Below are 14,420 nucleotides of genomic sequence, written 5' to 3' on the forward strand. Positions count from 1 at the left end.
CGCCAGCAAGCTGGCTCCTACAAAAACACCGAGCACACCCGTAGGAGCGAGCTTGCTCGCGATCAACCTTCAGGCACCTCGTAGCAACGTTAGCTTGCAAGCCCGCAAGCCCGCAAGCCCCCAGTTTCGCCAATAACCAAGCTGCCAATGCGAGATCAGCTAACGGCACGTTCAATCGTCGAGCGATGGCCCGATCATCTCCGCCAACTGTGGATACACGCCCGGACAGGCGACGAGATATGGATTGCCAAGCAGCAGCCCGTCGTTACGGAAGAAGTCGTTGACCCGACCGCCCGCCTCTTTCACCAGCACCAGCCCGGCCATGCAGTCCCAGCTTTTTAGCTCAGTCTCGTAGTAACCGAGCAGCCGCCCCGCTGCCACGTAGGCGGTCATCAGCGCGCCGGAGCCATTGCGGAAGAACATGCCGCCTTCGGCCAGCAGCTTTTCCATGAACGGAATGAAGTGCTCTTTCCCGCGAGGATGAAAGGTGCCAGTCGCGGTCACGCCTTGGCCGACGTGGGTCGCCGCGCTGACTTTCAATGGGGTGTCGTTGACGAAGGCGCCCTTGCCCAGGCAACCATAAAACAGTTCATTGTGGTTGGGGTCGGCAATCGCACCGAGGTGCGGCTCACCGTCAATCAGCAGGCCGATCGACACGCACCAGTTATGCAGGCCATTGACGAAGCAGGCAGTGCCATCGATCGGGTCGATGACCCAGACGCAGCGGGCGCCCAGATCGGCCGAACCACTTTCTTCCCCTAGGAACCCGTCCTCGGGGAAAAGTTGGGTCAGTCGCTCGCGGATAAAGGCTTCGATCTGCTTGTCGGCAATGCTGACCACATCCTGCAGGTCGTCGCCTTTGTGTTCGATGGTCAGTGCCTCGCGCTTGCGGTAGAAGTCCATGCCAAGCTGAGCGGCCTCGAGGGCAAGGGCTTTGGCGCTGGCATAGCGCGCGTCGATATCGAGCAATTGCTGGGAAGTCATGTCCGTCCTGTGAAGCGGCTGCGCGGTAGTCGCGCGGAAAGGCGGATTCTAGTCAATCGATCGCGATGGGCATACAGAGCGCCTTGGCTCACTGGCGCGCCAAGGCGTTGTCCACCTGACCTGACCGGCCAGGCGGAGCCGCCCGTTCTGACTCAGGGCAATTCTTCACCCTGCTCGTGCAGGCGCACGTTGAGTTCATCGACCACTGGCGCCCATTCGGCGTCGTCCATCAACAGCTCCTTGAGAAAGGAGCCCTGAGCTTGGCTCCAGAATGGCGCCTCGGAGACCTTCATATGGTTGGGAATCGGGCGGTGGCTGGCGATGAACGCATCGATGCTGGCCGGGTCCGACGGCAGGCCGAGCTGTTCGAAAAGTGTACCGAGATCTTTGTTAGGTAATTCCATGAACGGGCTCCATCAGGCTATGCAGAAAAATTCGACCGCCTCGCTGGCGATCCCTGTTCTAGATAGAGACGATGGAGTACCGCACAGTTCAACCCGAAGCCGGCAAGGAGCCAATGCCAGCGCTTTGTGCGTATCACGAGGGAGTCAAAAAACCCGCCGCAGCCAATGGGCTGCGACAGGTTAGAAAGGGTCAGGCAGCCCTGTCGAACAGCTGCCGTCCCTGATCGAGGCACTGATCGACCAGCCACTTGCCATGGGCGATGGATGCCCGCTGTGCCTGTTCGAGTTCCGCCATGAAGGCGTGCCCAACCGGAAGCGCCATGCGCCGGGTTGTCTGCCCCTGGGAATTGCTGATACGGCAACCGCCGGCCCAAGGGGTCGGTGTGCCGGGATGTTCCATTACCTCCGCGGTAATGACGTGATCACGGTACTCACACTGCATCATGGTCATGATGTCACCTCGCCTGCTGGTGGCACGGGTTAGCCACTGGAGCTCGCCCACGTGCCTGATGATCCCCCTTTTCGTCATCCAATTGCCGCACATTCCCGAGCGCGCTAGGCGGCCCGGCATCCAATGCAGCTCCATGCGGTATAGCACAGGAACGAACGCTCAGAGGCCCGGCCATCGGATCGACGGGGTCATGCGAGAACAGATGATGGCGAGGTTTAGCGAGGGGGCAGGCTTCGCGGGGCGATGCCTGCCTGTTGCGAGAGGACGTTAGGTATCAGAGCTGCGCAGCTGCTCGTCGGCAAGGAAGTCTTCTTCCAGCAAGGCGTCGCGGCCTTCCACTTCCAGGGTCTCGCCTTCCAGGGGAGTCGGCGCCGAGGCGCGCTTGCTGCGCAGCTTACCGAACTGGTGACTCAGCGCGTTGTTAAGCTTGTCGATGGCGCCATCGACCGCCAGCTCAAGCGAGGCTGCTTTGTGCGTAACGGAAACGGGTTGTTGGCCCTTCGGCCGTGCCTCGATCTGGCAGCGCTTGTCCTGCGCGCCGGCCTTCACGCCGTTCTCGTCGTTCAGGTGCACCACGACGCGGGTGACTTCATCGTCGAATCGATCCAGCTTATCGGCAACACTGCCACTGACCCAATCTACGAGACGGGCGCTGCCTTCGATGTGGTTATCGCTATGAACTTGGATCTGCATATGCTCTTCCTTCTACGCGATCTGGTAACCACCGTTCAGCCACAAACGGCCTGATCTAGGAATGCCACTATTGCGCAGAATAAGCAAGGCCAAGAAAGTCGCGTTTCGCTTGTGATCACCGGCCTGATGCGGCCGGATCGTTACGAGACGTAAATCAGCTACCAGATGCCAGTTTCTTCTTCGGGTAGATATCGTAACGGCTCGACTTGCCCTCCAGGCTGTAGCCCGGATTTCGCCCGTCGATGGCCGGAGCCTTGCGTGGTCGCTTCACCACCACCCGATGGCTGGCCAGCGCCAGCGCCTGTTCGAGCAAGACGCCCGCATCCAGATCATCACCAACAAAAGGCCGGAACAGGCGCATCTCCTTTTTCACCAGTGCGCTTTTTTCCCTGTGCGGAAACATCGGATCGAGATAGACGACCTGGGGCGGTTCGCCCTGCCAGTGCCCCATCAATTCGATGGCGTTGCCCTGCTGCAAACGCATGCGTTCGACGATGGGCCGCACCTCGGCATCATCGCGACCACGCCTCAGACCGTCTTCCAACAGTGCGGCAATCAGCGGCTGCCGCTCGAATAGCACCATTTCGCAGCCCAATGTCGCCAGCACGAACGCATCGCGCCCCAGGCCAGCCGTCGCGTCCAAGACGCTGGGACGGATGCCGGACTGGATGCCAACCGCCTTGGCGATCATCTGCCCGCTGCCCCCGCCGAACTGCCGACGATGCGCAGCACCGCCTTCGACGAAATCCACCCGCACCGGCCCTGGCGCGTTCGGCCCGAGCAACTGCAGCTGCAGACCGTCTTCCCCAAGCTGGAGCGCGAACTCCGCGTCGTCCGCTCGTATCGGCAAGCCCAGCCGCACCGCCCAGACGTCAGCCTCTTCGGCGAATCGAGGAGCGAGGGCTTCGACGCGAACCAACGGAGAAGAGGTCATAGGGAAACTCGGGGTCGGAAAAACGGCGCATTTTGCCAGAGGCGACGCCGGGCTGCCTCAGCGGCACATGCCGAAACCGCCCATATCCACATGAAAATGATCGTGATGGGCAGCGTTGTACTCAGGGCTCAGGGTGATCTTGAACGCATCACAGGCGGCTGCCTTGACCTCGCGGAGAAAGCGCGCCTTATCGTCGTCGCCGTTCCAGTCCCGCGCAACGGTAATGCGCGTGCCATCTTCCAGGCGAAACCCGGCCAGATCCAGCGCATTGGCCGAGGCGTGCTGACTGCGCCTGTTGCTTCGCGCAATGTTGCGGCAGGCGAAGCTGCCGAAATGATCGACTCGCGCAACCGGCTGATCGAAGATCCGCTGTGCTGCAGGCTGCAAACCATGTCGTTCAAACATCGCATACGCCGCGGCCAGAGGACAGGTGGCCAGAAACGCGCCGTTGAAGCGAACTGCCGAACCGCTGACGCGAACAGCGTTCTCGACCGGGCAGCCAGGTTGCGGCGTGCTGTCGGGCACGGCCACGTAGTCTAGGTCGGACGTTTTCAAAGCCTGTTCACACAATGCACGATTCTGCTGCAGCCGTCGCAGTTTGTAGGAGGTCAGCAGGTTCGGCGCCTCGCGGATGTCCAAAGGTGCCCAAGGATTCCACTTCGCCGGGACATCGACGTGCCCGCGCCACACCGCGTAGGCAAACCCAGCCACTGCGACGAGTAGCAGCAGAAAGAAACGGCCAAATGTCATAGCCGTTTCGGCAACGTCGGGACGTGAAGGTTGCAGCGCTGGCGATTGCGGTCTGTGCTGTTAGCGTTCCTCAGCCACGCCGAGCAGGGAGAGCTGCGACTCGGTTTGCATGGGCGGCGCGGTCAGCGGTGGCAAGCCGGGTAGCCGCTCGCTGAGCTGCTCATGGAAGCGCATGGCCAGCTCGGGCGCCAGGCGATTGTCTGGGGTATGCAAGTAGACGTGTGGGCGCTTCCCTGCTTCGATCCATTCCGCGACCTTGCCTAGCCAAGGCGCCATGAAGCGGTCATTGGCCTCCAATGCCGGATGCCCGACGAAGCGAAGCTGCGGAGACTCGCTGAACGCCGCCGGCCGCACCGGCAGCCGTGGCTTCTTGCTCTGGGCATGCAGCAGAGCCGGATCGCTGGACTGGCAGCTGAACAGCGCGCGCGTGTCCATGCAGATTCGTTCGACACCCCGCTCATGCAGCAACCGGTTCAGCGCCCGCTCCTCCTCACCCTTGGCAAAAAAGGCACTATGGCGCACCTCCACGGCAAGCGGTCTGTCTAGCGTCTCGATCAACTGCGCCAGCTCTGCCAGCCGAGCAGGGCCGAACGAAGCAGGCAGCTGCAGCCAGAATGGCGTCACACGCGCGCCAAGCGGTGCCAACAAGGTGCGGAACGACCGGATCAGATCTTCGACTTCGTACAGGTTCGGCGCCTGACTGATCTCGCGAGGCAGCTTGGCGCAGAAGCGGAAACCCTCTGGCATCAGCGCTGCCCACCGCTCGATCTTCTGCACCGAAGGCCAGGCATAAAGCGTGGTATTGCCCTCGACCGTGTTGAATACGGAGCAATAGCGCGCAAGGTATTCACTGGCGGGCAAGCCCGGCGGATAGAGCGAGCCACGCCAGGCGGCATCGTTCCAGGAGGGACAGCCGAGAAAATAAGGAAGATTCAAACGCGGTTCACTAGCAGGCCGTTGAAAAACGTGGGCGAGGCAGCCAGTGCAAGGCAAAAACAGGCGAAAAAGCGGAGTTTACGAGTTGTAAATGAGCATTTTGAGCCTGTTTTTAACGCAGCAATGGCAACGCAGGTAGTTTTTCAACAGCCTGCTACGCCTCAGGCATAGAGATCCAGACCTAGCACTTCGTGAGCGTCGAGGTCAGCCGTGAAGCTGGCAGTGGTGCCATAGCTCTGCAGCGCCTGGGTGGCGCGGCTGGTAAGCGGTCGCTCCATCATGGCTTCGAAGCGCGCCGGCATAAAATCACCGGAAATAACCGAACCGTAGTCAGTCGACTCGCTTTTGCTGCGTCGTGCGAGGTGTTCGTAGGTGGCATCGGCTTGGCTAGCCGGTGTAACGATGGACTCGCGTGCCTGCTCCGCAGCCCTTTCGCTTTCACGATAAGGGACCGGCGCACTGCCAGGGTGGGCAGGACGTTCAATGGGATAGGCAGAGGGGGCGAGACCGTTAAGGCGCATCATTCACCTGTTCAAGTTCGCCGACTCTAGCGAGCCGCTCCGCAATTGGCAATGCCGCTTGTCACCGAGGGGCCTTGGGAGTGGCGACATTGTCACGCAGGTAGATCGGCTGGGCCTGATCAGCTTCCACCGCTTCCCCACGCTGCCAGGCGAAGCCGGCCAACGTAAGCAGATCCAAAGCATGCGGTAGCAGGGTCGCGTCGCTCGCTGAGGGCTGAACGGCGAGACGCGCGCCATAACCCCAGCCCGTACCCGCACCGAACCATTGCCCTTCGCTTCCACGGGGAAGGCTGACCTGTTCCGGTGGCAACACCGCTTCGCTGCCGGCCAGCTGCATTTCACCCTGCTGCGCCCGATAGCAACCCCAGTAGACCTCGTCCATGCGGGCGTCGATCGCCACCGCCACCTGCTCCGTACCCTGTTCGCGGTAAGCGCGCTGGGCGATGGTTGCCAGGGTCGAGACTGGCAGCACCGGCCGCTCCAGGGCGAACGCCAGGCCCTGCACCACACCAACGGCAATACGCACCCCGGTAAAAGCGCCGGGACCACGGCCGAATGCCAGGGCGTCTACTGCCGACAGCGCGATGCCCGCCTCGCTCAGGAGCGTCTGGATCATGGGTAGAAGACGCTGGGCATGCAGCCGCGGAATCACCTCGTAATGGCTCAGCACCTGACCGTCATGCAGCAGCGCGACGGAGCAGGCTTCGGTGGCGGTATCCAGGGCCAGCAGCGTGGTCATCAGATGTTCCGGTCAGCAGGAAAAAGGGCGGCGATTGTAGCAGTTGCGCTTGTGCCGATTGAACAATGACGGCCCCGCCGTCCTGCAAATCTGGGAGAAACGAAAACGGCCCGCAAGCGGGCCGTTTTGGGAATCAGGCGATATCAGCTGAGCGCTGCCATCACCTTCGAGGTGATCTCTTCCACGGAGCCGACACCTTCGACGCGGCTGCACTTCGGCGTGCCTTGGGCCGCTTCGAGGTTCTGATAGAACGCAACCAGCGGCTTGGTCTGGGAATGATAAAGGCTCAGGCGGTGGCGGATGGTTTCTTCCAGATCGTCCTTGCGCTGAATCAGCTCTTCGCCTGTCAGGTCATCGACGCCAGGCACCTTTGGCGGGTTGTGCTCGGTGTGATAGACGCGACCTGAAGCCGGATGCACACGGCGACCGGACAGGCGACCCACGATCTCTTCATCGTCTACTGCGATTTCCAGTACGTGGTCCAACTTGACGCCGGCATCACGCAGCGCTTCGGCCTGTGGAATGGTGCGCGGAAAGCCATCGAAGAGGAAACCGTTGGCGCAATCGGGCTGCTGCAGACGCTCCTGGATCAGCGCGATGATGATCTCGTCGGAAACCAGACCACCGCTATCCATCACGTCCTTGACCTGCAGGCCCAGGGGCGTGCCGGCCTTGACCGCTGCACGCAACATGTCGCCGGTGGAGATTTGCGGGACGGCGAACTTCTCGGTGATGAAGCGTGCCTGTGTGCCTTTCCCGGCACCCGGCGCTCCCAGCAGAATGACGCGCATGGAGTGAGTCCTCAAGTTTGCAAAGGGATGCCGCCAGGATCGATGCAACGCACCCTCACCTCTGGCGAATCAAAAATTCTGGTTTGCCGCCATGCGACAAAAGGTTGAACACGATACACAGCGCACAGAATGCAGACAAGCGGCGCCCATTGCGCCTTGGCATGCCGATCCCGCGCAGCGTGAGGGGCCGATAAAATGCCGCTCACTGCCCATGGTGGCGGTTGCCAGACGCCACCTGAGCGAGACTGCGAAGGATCAACCAGTGTTGCGCAGCCCTGCGGCAATACCCGCGACGCTGACCAGCAAGGCCTGCTCCAGAGGGCTTTCCGCCGGACTTTGCTGTTGCCGTGAACGCGCCAGCAGTTCGGTCTGCATCAGATGCAGCGGATCGAGATAGGTGTTGCGCAGACTGAATGCCTCCAACGTTGTAGGGCTGTGCGCCAGCAGCTCTGACTGCTCGGTCAACTCAAGCACCGCCGCTACAGCCTGCGACAATCTGTCACGTAAATCGCGCCCCAACGGTTGTAGCTCTGCGCTGACCAGTCGCGCGTCGTAGCGTTCGGCTATTTCCGCGTCAGCCTTGGCCAGGACCATTTCGAGCATGTCGATGCGGGTGCTAAAAAACGGCCAGTGCTGGCGCATTGTCTTGAGGCGTTCACTTTCGCCTCGCTCCAGCGCCCCGCGCAGCGCCTGCTCCCAGCCCAGCCAGGCGGGCAGCATTAGTCGCGTCTGGGTCCAGGCGAAGATCCAGGGAATCGCTCGCAGGCTTTCAACACCCCCCTCCCGGCGCTTCGATGGGCGACTACCCAGCGGCAGACGCCCAAGCTCCTGTTCGGGCGTCGCCTGGCGGAAATACTCGACAAACTGCGGGTGATCGCGCACCACGCTGCGGTAGGTCGCCACGCCGTCCGCTGCAAGCTGCTCCATGGTTTCGCGCCAGTCCGGCTCGGGCATAGGCGGCGGTAGAAGGGTCGCTTCAAGCACGGCAGCCAGATACAGGCTGAGGTTCTGCTCGGCGATATCCGGCAGGCCGAACTTGAAGCGGATCATCTCGCCCTGCTCGGTGGTGCGGAATCGCCCCGCTACCGATCCGGGTGGCTGCGAAAGAATCGCCGCATGCGCCGGTCCGCCGCCACGCCCAACCGTACCGCCACGGCCATGGAACAGCAGCAATTCAACCTGATGAGCGCGGCAGATCTCGACCAGGCTTTCCTGCGCACGGTATTGCGCCCAGGCAGCCGCAGTGGTGCCGGCATCCTTGGCCGAATCCGAGTAGCCGATCATTACCTCTTGCGGGCCGTGGAGCCGCTGACGATACCCGGGCAACCCGAGCAGTTTGTCGATGGTCGGCCCGGCATTGTCGAGATCGGCCAGCGTCTCGAACAGCGGCACGACCCGCATCGGCCGTCGCAGCCCAGCTTCCTTGAGCAGCAGCTGTACGGCGAGCACATCCGAGGCGCCCCTTGCCATGGAGATGACATAGGAGCCGAGCGATGCAGCTGGGGCCTGTGCCACCACACGGCAGGTATCCAGCACTTCGGCCGTTTCGGCCGAGGGCTGGAAGTTCGGAGGTAGCAACGGCCGACGGTTGTTCAACTCCGATTGCAGGAAATCCAGGCGCTGCTGTTCGTCCCACTGATCGTAATGGCCGATACCCAAGTAGTCGGTAATTTCGGCCAACGCGGCAACATGCCGGGACGAGTCCTGGCGGACATCCAGGCGCACCAGAAACAAACCGAAGGCAGCAGCCCGGCGCAACGTATCGAGTAAGTCGCCATCGGCGATCATGCCCATGCCGCAGGCATGCAGCGAGTGGTAACAGAGCTCCAACGGCTCGCACAGGTCCTGATTATCGAACAACACTAGCGCTGGTGCCGGCTGGTCATGCTCGATTGCACCGTTCGCCCAGTCACGCGTGGCTTGCAGGCGCTCGCGCAGGGTCTTGAGCAAGGCCCGGTAGGGCTCGGCCGACTGCCCGCTGCGGCTGAGCAGTTCATCGCTGGCAGTCTGCATCGACAACGCCGTGATCAGACCGTCGATATCGCGCAGGAACAGGTCTGCCGCGACCCAGCGTGCCAACAGCAAGACCTCACGGGTCACCTTCGCCGTCACATTGGGGTTGCCGTCACGATCGCCGCCCATCCAGGACGCGAAACGGATCGGCGCGACGTCCAGCGGCAGGTGCAGACCGGTGCTGCGTTTGAGTGCTTGATCGGTCTGGCGCAGCACGTTCGGCAGCGCTTGCCACAATGAATTTTCGATAACGGCGAAGCCCCACTTCGCCTCTTCTACCGGTGTCGGTCGGCTGCGACGAATCTCTTCGGTGTGCCAGGCCTCGGCCACGAGCCGCTGCAGACGCAGCTCGATCTTGGCCAGTTCTCCTTGGCCAAGATCGGTGTGGTCCCGCGCCGCCAATTGCGCGGCGATGGCGTCGTATTTCTGGATCAGGGTCCGTCGTGAGACTTCAGTCGGGTGCGCGGTCAACACCAGCTCGATGTCCAGGCGGCCGACCTGGCGTGCCAGAAACTCCTGACCGAAGCCGTCACCCTTCAGGCGCTCGAGCAGGTCACTTAATGCACCAGCTTCGGGCGGGGCCGCTTCGTCAGTTCCACGCCTGCGCACCTGGTGATATTGCTCAGCGATATTGGCCAGGTTGAGAAACTGGCTGAAGGCGCGGGTCATCGGCAGCAGCTCGTCATCGCCCAGCCCGTCGAGCGTGTCCTGCAACAGCTGGGCCCCATCAGCCGAGCCACGGCGCGCGCCTTTGGCGCCCTTGCGAATGCGCTCGATCTTGTCGAAGAAGGCATCGCCGTGTTGCTCGCGAATTGCATTGCCCAGTAGCTCACCGAGCAGATGAACGTTTTCGCGCAAACGCGCGTCGATCTTCGCCATGTTCGCCTCTCTTTTTTTTACAGGCCGCCGCATCGGACGCACGTAAACAATGCTGCCCATGCTGAACGGCTACGCTGTATGAACCGTCCAAACAGAGTGCACAGCGTCTACGACGAAGACAAGGCATAGCAGAACAAGCCTGTCGATGCTGGCTCGTAATACCCGCCAATATTGCTCGCCAAGCGAGCTAAGGATTGAGCTAGATGAAAATTTCAGAACTGGTCCGGGAATGGGAAAGCAGCGCCACCGGCCGCATGAGCGCCGCGCAGTACACCATTCCACTGGATGTCGAAAGCGCGGCAAGGCTGGCAGCGCTTGCCGAGATGTATCCGAAGCGCAGCACTGAAGAGCTGTTAGGCGAACTGGTGGGTGCGGCTCTCGAAGGGATTGAGACCAGCCTCCCCTACGAGCAGGGCTCCAAGGTGATCTCGACGGACGAGCAAGGCGACCCGATCTATGAAGACATCGGGCCAACGCCGCGCTTCCTGGCCTTGTCACGCAAGCATCTTGAGCGCCTGCTTGCCGAGCGCGCTGAGCAAGCTTGATCGATTTTGAACGTTGCCGCCAACGTCAAATGGGCGTACCGAGGTGGCGTGCCATCGTCCCCTCGCGCCTGCTAAATGGCTCTAGTCAGGCCTTTTTCTAATCGTTGGGCTTGTTTTTACTGGAACGATTACGCTCAGCCGGCCTCACAAAAACATGCCCGTTTTAATTGCTGACCGCTCCTCACGAGTTCAAAGCACAGCCTAACGGGCACTGTTCTCGATATCCCATCCGATATCCCACTGGAGACTGGCCATGAAAATGAACACCATCGAAAGCCCTCTATCGCGATTTCAGCTGCCCAAGCTGGCAGCCGTTGCACTTGGGGGCCTGTTGCTGGTTGGTTGTGCCGGCAATCCACCAAACGAGCAGTTCGCCGTGACCGAATCGGCCGTGCGTGGCGCGGTGAGCGCTGGGGCCACCGAATACGCCCCGGTGGACATGCGCGCCGCTCAGGAAAAGTGGAAGCAGGCCGAACTCGCGATGCAGAAAGAAAACTATGAGGAAGCCCGTCGACTCGCCCAGCAGGCCGAGTGGGACGCCCGGGTTGCAGAGCGCAAGGCACAAGCCGCCAAGGCCCAGAAGGCCGTTGAGGACGCTCAGAAGGGGATTCAGGAGCTGCGCGAAGAAAGCATGCGCGGCCTTCAGCAATAACCCCTTCCCTTCCGCACTCTCATTTAGCAGAGGATGAATCGACATGCATAAGCTAGTAGCCATCCCCACAGCGATCGCCATGAGCATCGGCCTTGCTGCTTGCTCGTCGCAGCCAAACCAGAATCTGGAAACGGCACGCAGCGAGTTCTCGTCACTGCAGAGCAATCCGCTGTCACAGAAATACGCCGCTCTCGAAACCCAGGACGCCTCCAAGCAACTCGACGAAGCCAACAAGGCCTATCTGAACGACGCGGATGAAGAGCGCGTCAACCAGCTGGCCTACCTGGCCAACCGTCGGATTGACCTGGCCGAACAGACCATCGAACTGCGCAAGGCCGAGCAAGAGATCGAGCAGGCTTCCACACAGCGCGCACAAGCGCGGCTGGAATCCCGTGAAGCGATGCTCAAGCGTCAGCAGAACGAGATCCGCCAGCTACAGCAGGATTTGCAGGCCAAGCAAACTGAACGCGGCACCCTGGTGACCTTCGGCGACGTGCTGTTCGACCTGAACAAGGCTGAGCTCAAGGCTGCCGGTATGCGCGACGTTCAGAAGCTCGCCGAGTTTCTCAACGAGAATCCGGAGCGCAAGGTCATGGTCGAAGGCTATACCGATAGCACAGGCTCCGATTCGTACAACCAGCAGCTATCCGAGCGTCGAGCTGAAGCGGTGCGCCGCGCGCTCGTCCATTCCGGTGTAGAAATCGATCGAATCCAGACCGTCGGTTACGGTGAAGCGTATCCGGTTGCGAGCAACGACTCGCCTGCCAGCCGGGCGAGGAACCGCCGCGTTGAGGTGACAATCTCCAACGATGACAAGCGTGTAGCACCGCGCTCTTCGATGGAGTGACGGCGTCTCGAACCGCACCGTGACACCGAAGCCCGCCGTTATGGCGGGNGCCTTGAACAGCGACGCTATGGCTTGTTTGCCGGTGCCCTCTCGGTCGGCACCTGCTGGCCCATACAGCGGATCGCACGCCTGCGATTGTCAACCAGCACGCCGGTCAGGCCCTTCTGCTCGGTATCGAAGAGCACCAGCACGCCGTCTATGCACTCTGCGACCTGTGGCGCGGGTTTGAGCGAGACCCGATAGTCTTCACCGGGAACGGTTTTGAGCATGGTGTAGTCGGCCAGCAACAGCGCGTCTTCCGGCTTGGCGATGTGCACATAACCGTAGTAGGACAGCACCGCAACGGTGCCGATGACGCTGCCGATAGCGGTGAGAATCAGCGGAATGGGGTTGCGTTCGGACATGACGGGTTCGCCTGATCAAAGAACCGGCATTGTCGCAAAAATAACGGCCTCAGCGCGAAATCCGCTGACCGCCCAACACCAATCGACCAAGCTAAGCGCGCGTCGGCATAGGTGGTTTGCCATGCAAATGCCAGCAATCGTGAATATCAGTAATCACCCGTCATTGCCGAGGCGAATAGCGCTTCCCGCGCAGGTGCTAATTGCCGAAGGTTGTTCGATCTGCTGTGCTGCCATGCTTGCCGTTGCATGCAAGCGTCCTCTTGCCTTCGATAGAACGAGTCCGCAATGGATCTTTCCGCCAGCCCCGACGCTCTCGATCTGAACCATCCATTCGCTGCGGTCCCAGACCTTATCGCCTATTGGGCCCGACATCGGCCCGACCGAGCCGCGTTGATACAGGATGAGCGCCGCGTGAGTTACGCCGAACTCGACGCGCTGATGAGCAGCGTTGCTGCGGCCCTGCAGCGCGATGGGATGCACGCCGGCGATGTGCTGGCGATCTGTGCATACAACTCCATCGAATACGCCGTCGTGTTTCTCGGTGCGTTGCGCGCCGGCGTGGCAGTAGCCCCTTTGGCGCCCTCTGCCAGCGCCGAAAGCCTGCTGACCATGCTCGCTGACGCCGCGCCCCGCCTGTTGTTCGTCGACACCCATGCGGCCCAGCATCTGGAGCCGGTGGCAACTCGCCTTACTTGCCCAGCCCTGCGCCTGGAGCAGACGACAGAGGACGGCCTGTCCGCCTGGCTGAGTGATGCAGCGCCAGAGCCCGTCGCGACCCAACCGGAATGGGCGTTCAACATCATTTATTCCTCCGGTACCACCGGCGAGCCCAAGGGCATCGTGCAATCGCATGCCATGCGTTGGGCCCATGTACGCCGCAGTGCCGCCTACGGATACGGTGATGACGCCACCACGCTTATCTCCACGCCGCTGTACTCCAACACCACGCTGGTGGCCTTTCTCCCAACGCTGGCCCTGGGCAGCTGCGCTGTACTGATGAGCAAGTTCGAGGCTGGCGAATACCTGCGCCTGGCCCAGCAGCACGCCGTGACCCATACGATGTTGGTGCCGGTGCAATACCAGCGGCTCATGGCACGCGAGGACTTCTCGCAATACGACCTCAGCCACTTCCGCTACAAGATGTGTACCAGCGCGCCGTTCGGCGCGGCGTTGAAAGCGGATGTTCTGGCTCGCTGGCCGGGCGGGTTGATCGACACCTACGGGATGACCGAAGGCGGCGGCACCTGCATCCTCGCCGCCCATGAGCATCCGGACAAACTGCACACCGTCGGCAAGCCAGCCGAGGGGCATGACATCCGCGTGATAGATGATGCGGGTAACGAATTACCCGAAGGTGCCATTGGCGAGATCGTCGGGCATTCGCCGGCGATGATGACCGGCTACCTGAACAAGCCGGACAAAACGGCTGAGGCCGAATGGTTCGCCCCCGACGGTAAGCGGTTCATTCGTACCGGCGACATCGGCCGCTTCGATACTGAAGGCTTCCTGACGCTGGTCGACCGCAAGAAAGACATGATCATTTCCGGCGGCTTCAATCTCTATCCAAGCGATCTCGAGGCGATACTGCGTGATCATCCGGCCATAGCGGACGTCGCCGTGGTCGGCGTGCCATCAACGCGTTGGGGCGAAACGCCGGTGGCCTTCGTGGTGCTTTCGGAGCGTCAGTCGGAGGCGCTCGAGGCGCTGCTCGATTGGTTCAACAGCCGCGTGGGCAAGACGCAGCGACTGGCCCGGCTGGAGCTGATCGACGAGCTACCGCGGAGCGCCATCGGCAAAATACTCAAGCGGGAACTTCGCGATCGATACCTGGCCGAGCATGGAGCAGCTGATTGATCGCCGCCGGCTGACCCATCGCC

Annotated in this window: 16 protein-coding genes; 4 read left to right on the plus strand and 12 right to left on the minus strand. The window is 61.5% G+C overall.

Annotated elements, in window-relative coordinates; all coding sequences use genetic code 11:
* Positions 1-171: 171 nt before the first annotated feature.
* From RT21_RS08505 to ppc, 11 genes are all read right to left on the minus strand, one after another.
* Positions 172-984 carry an inositol monophosphatase family protein gene (locus RT21_RS08505; RefSeq protein ID WP_046162405.1) on the minus strand — a complete coding sequence of 271 codons (813 nt, stop codon included), beginning with the start codon at positions 982-984 and terminating at the stop codon, positions 172-174.
* A 152-nt stretch (positions 985-1,136) separates the two neighbouring features.
* Entirely contained in the window at positions 1,137-1,388 is a 252-nt protein-coding gene (locus tag RT21_RS08510) for a DUF2789 domain-containing protein (protein ID WP_046162406.1), read from the minus strand.
* 190 nt (positions 1,389-1,578) lie between these two features.
* The gene (locus RT21_RS08515) at positions 1,579-1,839 is read right to left on the minus strand and encodes a hypothetical protein (protein ID WP_045425413.1); all 261 of its coding nucleotides are present in this window, start codon (positions 1,837-1,839) and stop codon (positions 1,579-1,581) included.
* 267 nt (positions 1,840-2,106) lie between these two features.
* A complete protein-coding gene (locus RT21_RS08520) occupies positions 2,107-2,532 on the minus strand; it encodes an HPF/RaiA family ribosome-associated protein (RefSeq protein ID WP_045425410.1) in 426 nt (141 codons plus the stop codon).
* 154 nt (positions 2,533-2,686) lie between these two features.
* Positions 2,687-3,466, minus strand: coding sequence for a class I SAM-dependent methyltransferase (locus tag RT21_RS08525; RefSeq protein ID WP_046162407.1), 780 nt, complete (start codon positions 3,464-3,466; stop codon positions 2,687-2,689).
* 57 nt (positions 3,467-3,523) lie between these two features.
* Positions 3,524-4,216, minus strand: a complete 693-nt coding sequence (locus RT21_RS08530) for an extensin-like domain-containing protein (protein ID WP_046162408.1) — start codon at positions 4,214-4,216, stop codon at positions 3,524-3,526.
* Positions 4,217-4,276: 60 nt separating this feature from the next.
* Positions 4,277-5,152 carry a DUF72 domain-containing protein gene (locus RT21_RS08535; protein WP_046162409.1) on the minus strand — a complete coding sequence of 292 codons (876 nt, stop codon included), beginning with the start codon at positions 5,150-5,152 and terminating at the stop codon, positions 4,277-4,279.
* Positions 5,153-5,313: 161 nt separating this feature from the next.
* Entirely contained in the window at positions 5,314-5,676 is a 363-nt protein-coding gene (locus RT21_RS08540; RefSeq protein WP_234463693.1) for a hypothetical protein, read from the minus strand.
* 58 nt (positions 5,677-5,734) lie between these two features.
* The gene (gene tsaB / locus RT21_RS08545; RefSeq protein ID WP_046162410.1) at positions 5,735-6,412 is read right to left on the minus strand and encodes a tRNA (adenosine(37)-N6)-threonylcarbamoyltransferase complex dimerization subunit type 1 TsaB; all 678 of its coding nucleotides are present in this window, start codon (positions 6,410-6,412) and stop codon (positions 5,735-5,737) included.
* Positions 6,413-6,555: 143 nt separating this feature from the next.
* Positions 6,556-7,203, minus strand: coding sequence for an adenylate kinase (gene adk / locus RT21_RS08550; protein WP_045425398.1), 648 nt, complete (start codon positions 7,201-7,203; stop codon positions 6,556-6,558).
* A 255-nt stretch (positions 7,204-7,458) separates the two neighbouring features.
* Positions 7,459-10,095 carry a phosphoenolpyruvate carboxylase gene (gene ppc / locus RT21_RS08555; protein ID WP_046162411.1) on the minus strand — a complete coding sequence of 879 codons (2,637 nt, stop codon included), beginning with the start codon at positions 10,093-10,095 and terminating at the stop codon, positions 7,459-7,461.
* Positions 10,096-10,298: 203 nt separating this feature from the next.
* On the opposite strand from ppc, the gene RT21_RS08560 reads away from it, so the two are divergent.
* The 3 genes from RT21_RS08560 to RT21_RS08570 all read left to right on the plus strand — a co-directional run bounded on the left by RT21_RS08560 (position 10,299) and on the right by RT21_RS08570 (position 12,139).
* Positions 10,299-10,640: a hypothetical protein gene (locus RT21_RS08560; protein ID WP_045425394.1), complete on the plus strand. Its 342-nt coding sequence runs from the start codon at positions 10,299-10,301 to the stop codon at positions 10,638-10,640.
* 253 nt (positions 10,641-10,893) lie between these two features.
* Positions 10,894-11,292: a DUF4398 domain-containing protein gene (locus tag RT21_RS08565; RefSeq protein ID WP_046162412.1), complete on the plus strand. Its 399-nt coding sequence runs from the start codon at positions 10,894-10,896 to the stop codon at positions 11,290-11,292.
* A 43-nt stretch (positions 11,293-11,335) separates the two neighbouring features.
* Positions 11,336-12,139 carry a lipotoxin F family OmpA-related lipoprotein LptF gene (locus RT21_RS08570; RefSeq protein ID WP_045425390.1) on the plus strand — a complete coding sequence of 268 codons (804 nt, stop codon included), beginning with the start codon at positions 11,336-11,338 and terminating at the stop codon, positions 12,137-12,139.
* Between the two features lie 65 nt (positions 12,140-12,204).
* Here RT21_RS08570 and RT21_RS08575 read toward each other — a convergent pair whose 3' ends face one another.
* Entirely contained in the window at positions 12,205-12,543 is a 339-nt protein-coding gene (locus tag RT21_RS08575; RefSeq protein ID WP_046162413.1) for a PA3694 family proteiin, read from the minus strand.
* 285 nt (positions 12,544-12,828) lie between these two features.
* Between RT21_RS08575 and RT21_RS08580 the strand changes: the two genes are divergently transcribed.
* Complete coding sequence (locus RT21_RS08580) at positions 12,829-14,397, plus strand: class I adenylate-forming enzyme family protein (protein ID WP_046162414.1); 1,569 nt, start codon at positions 12,829-12,831, stop codon at positions 14,395-14,397.
* Positions 14,398-14,420: the final 23 nt, after the last annotated feature.

This window comes from Pseudomonas sp. 10B238, from assembly GCF_000970615.1.
Classification (GTDB): Bacteria; Pseudomonadota; Gammaproteobacteria; order Pseudomonadales; family Pseudomonadaceae; genus Stutzerimonas.

Bases quoted from the DNA above. Each gene is read 5' to 3' on its own strand.
- RT21_RS08505 (WP_046162405.1), bottom strand. From the start codon at position 984: ATGACTTCCCAGCAATTGCTCGATATCGACGCGCGCTATGCCAGCGCC.
- RT21_RS08510 (WP_046162406.1), bottom strand. From the start codon at position 1,388: ATGGAATTACCTAACAAAGATCTCGGTACACTTTTCGAACAGCTCGGC.
- RT21_RS08515 (WP_045425413.1), bottom strand. From the start codon at position 1,839: ATGACCATGATGCAGTGTGAGTACCGTGATCACGTCATTACCGCGGAG.
- RT21_RS08520 (WP_045425410.1), bottom strand. From the start codon at position 2,532: ATGCAGATCCAAGTTCATAGCGATAACCACATCGAAGGCAGCGCCCGT.
- RT21_RS08525 (WP_046162407.1), bottom strand. From the start codon at position 3,466: ATGACCTCTTCTCCGTTGGTTCGCGTCGAAGCCCTCGCTCCTCGATTC.
- RT21_RS08530 (WP_046162408.1), bottom strand. From the start codon at position 4,216: ATGACATTTGGCCGTTTCTTTCTGCTGCTACTCGTCGCAGTGGCTGGG.
- RT21_RS08540 (WP_234463693.1), bottom strand. From the start codon at position 5,676: ATGATGCGCCTTAACGGTCTCGCCCCCTCTGCCTATCCCATTGAACGT.
- tsaB (WP_046162410.1), bottom strand. From the start codon at position 6,412: ATGACCACGCTGCTGGCCCTGGATACCGCCACCGAAGCCTGCTCCGTC.
- adk (WP_045425398.1), bottom strand. From the start codon at position 7,203: ATGCGCGTCATTCTGCTGGGAGCGCCGGGTGCCGGGAAAGGCACACAG.
- ppc (WP_046162411.1), bottom strand. From the start codon at position 10,095: ATGGCGAAGATCGACGCGCGTTTGCGCGAAAACGTTCATCTGCTCGGT.
- RT21_RS08560 (WP_045425394.1), top strand. From the start codon at position 10,299: ATGAAAATTTCAGAACTGGTCCGGGAATGGGAAAGCAGCGCCACCGGC.
- RT21_RS08565 (WP_046162412.1), top strand. From the start codon at position 10,894: ATGAAAATGAACACCATCGAAAGCCCTCTATCGCGATTTCAGCTGCCC.
- RT21_RS08570 (WP_045425390.1), top strand. From the start codon at position 11,336: ATGCATAAGCTAGTAGCCATCCCCACAGCGATCGCCATGAGCATCGGC.
- RT21_RS08575 (WP_046162413.1), bottom strand. From the start codon at position 12,543: ATGTCCGAACGCAACCCCATTCCGCTGATTCTCACCGCTATCGGCAGC.
- RT21_RS08580 (WP_046162414.1), top strand. From the start codon at position 12,829: ATGGATCTTTCCGCCAGCCCCGACGCTCTCGATCTGAACCATCCATTC.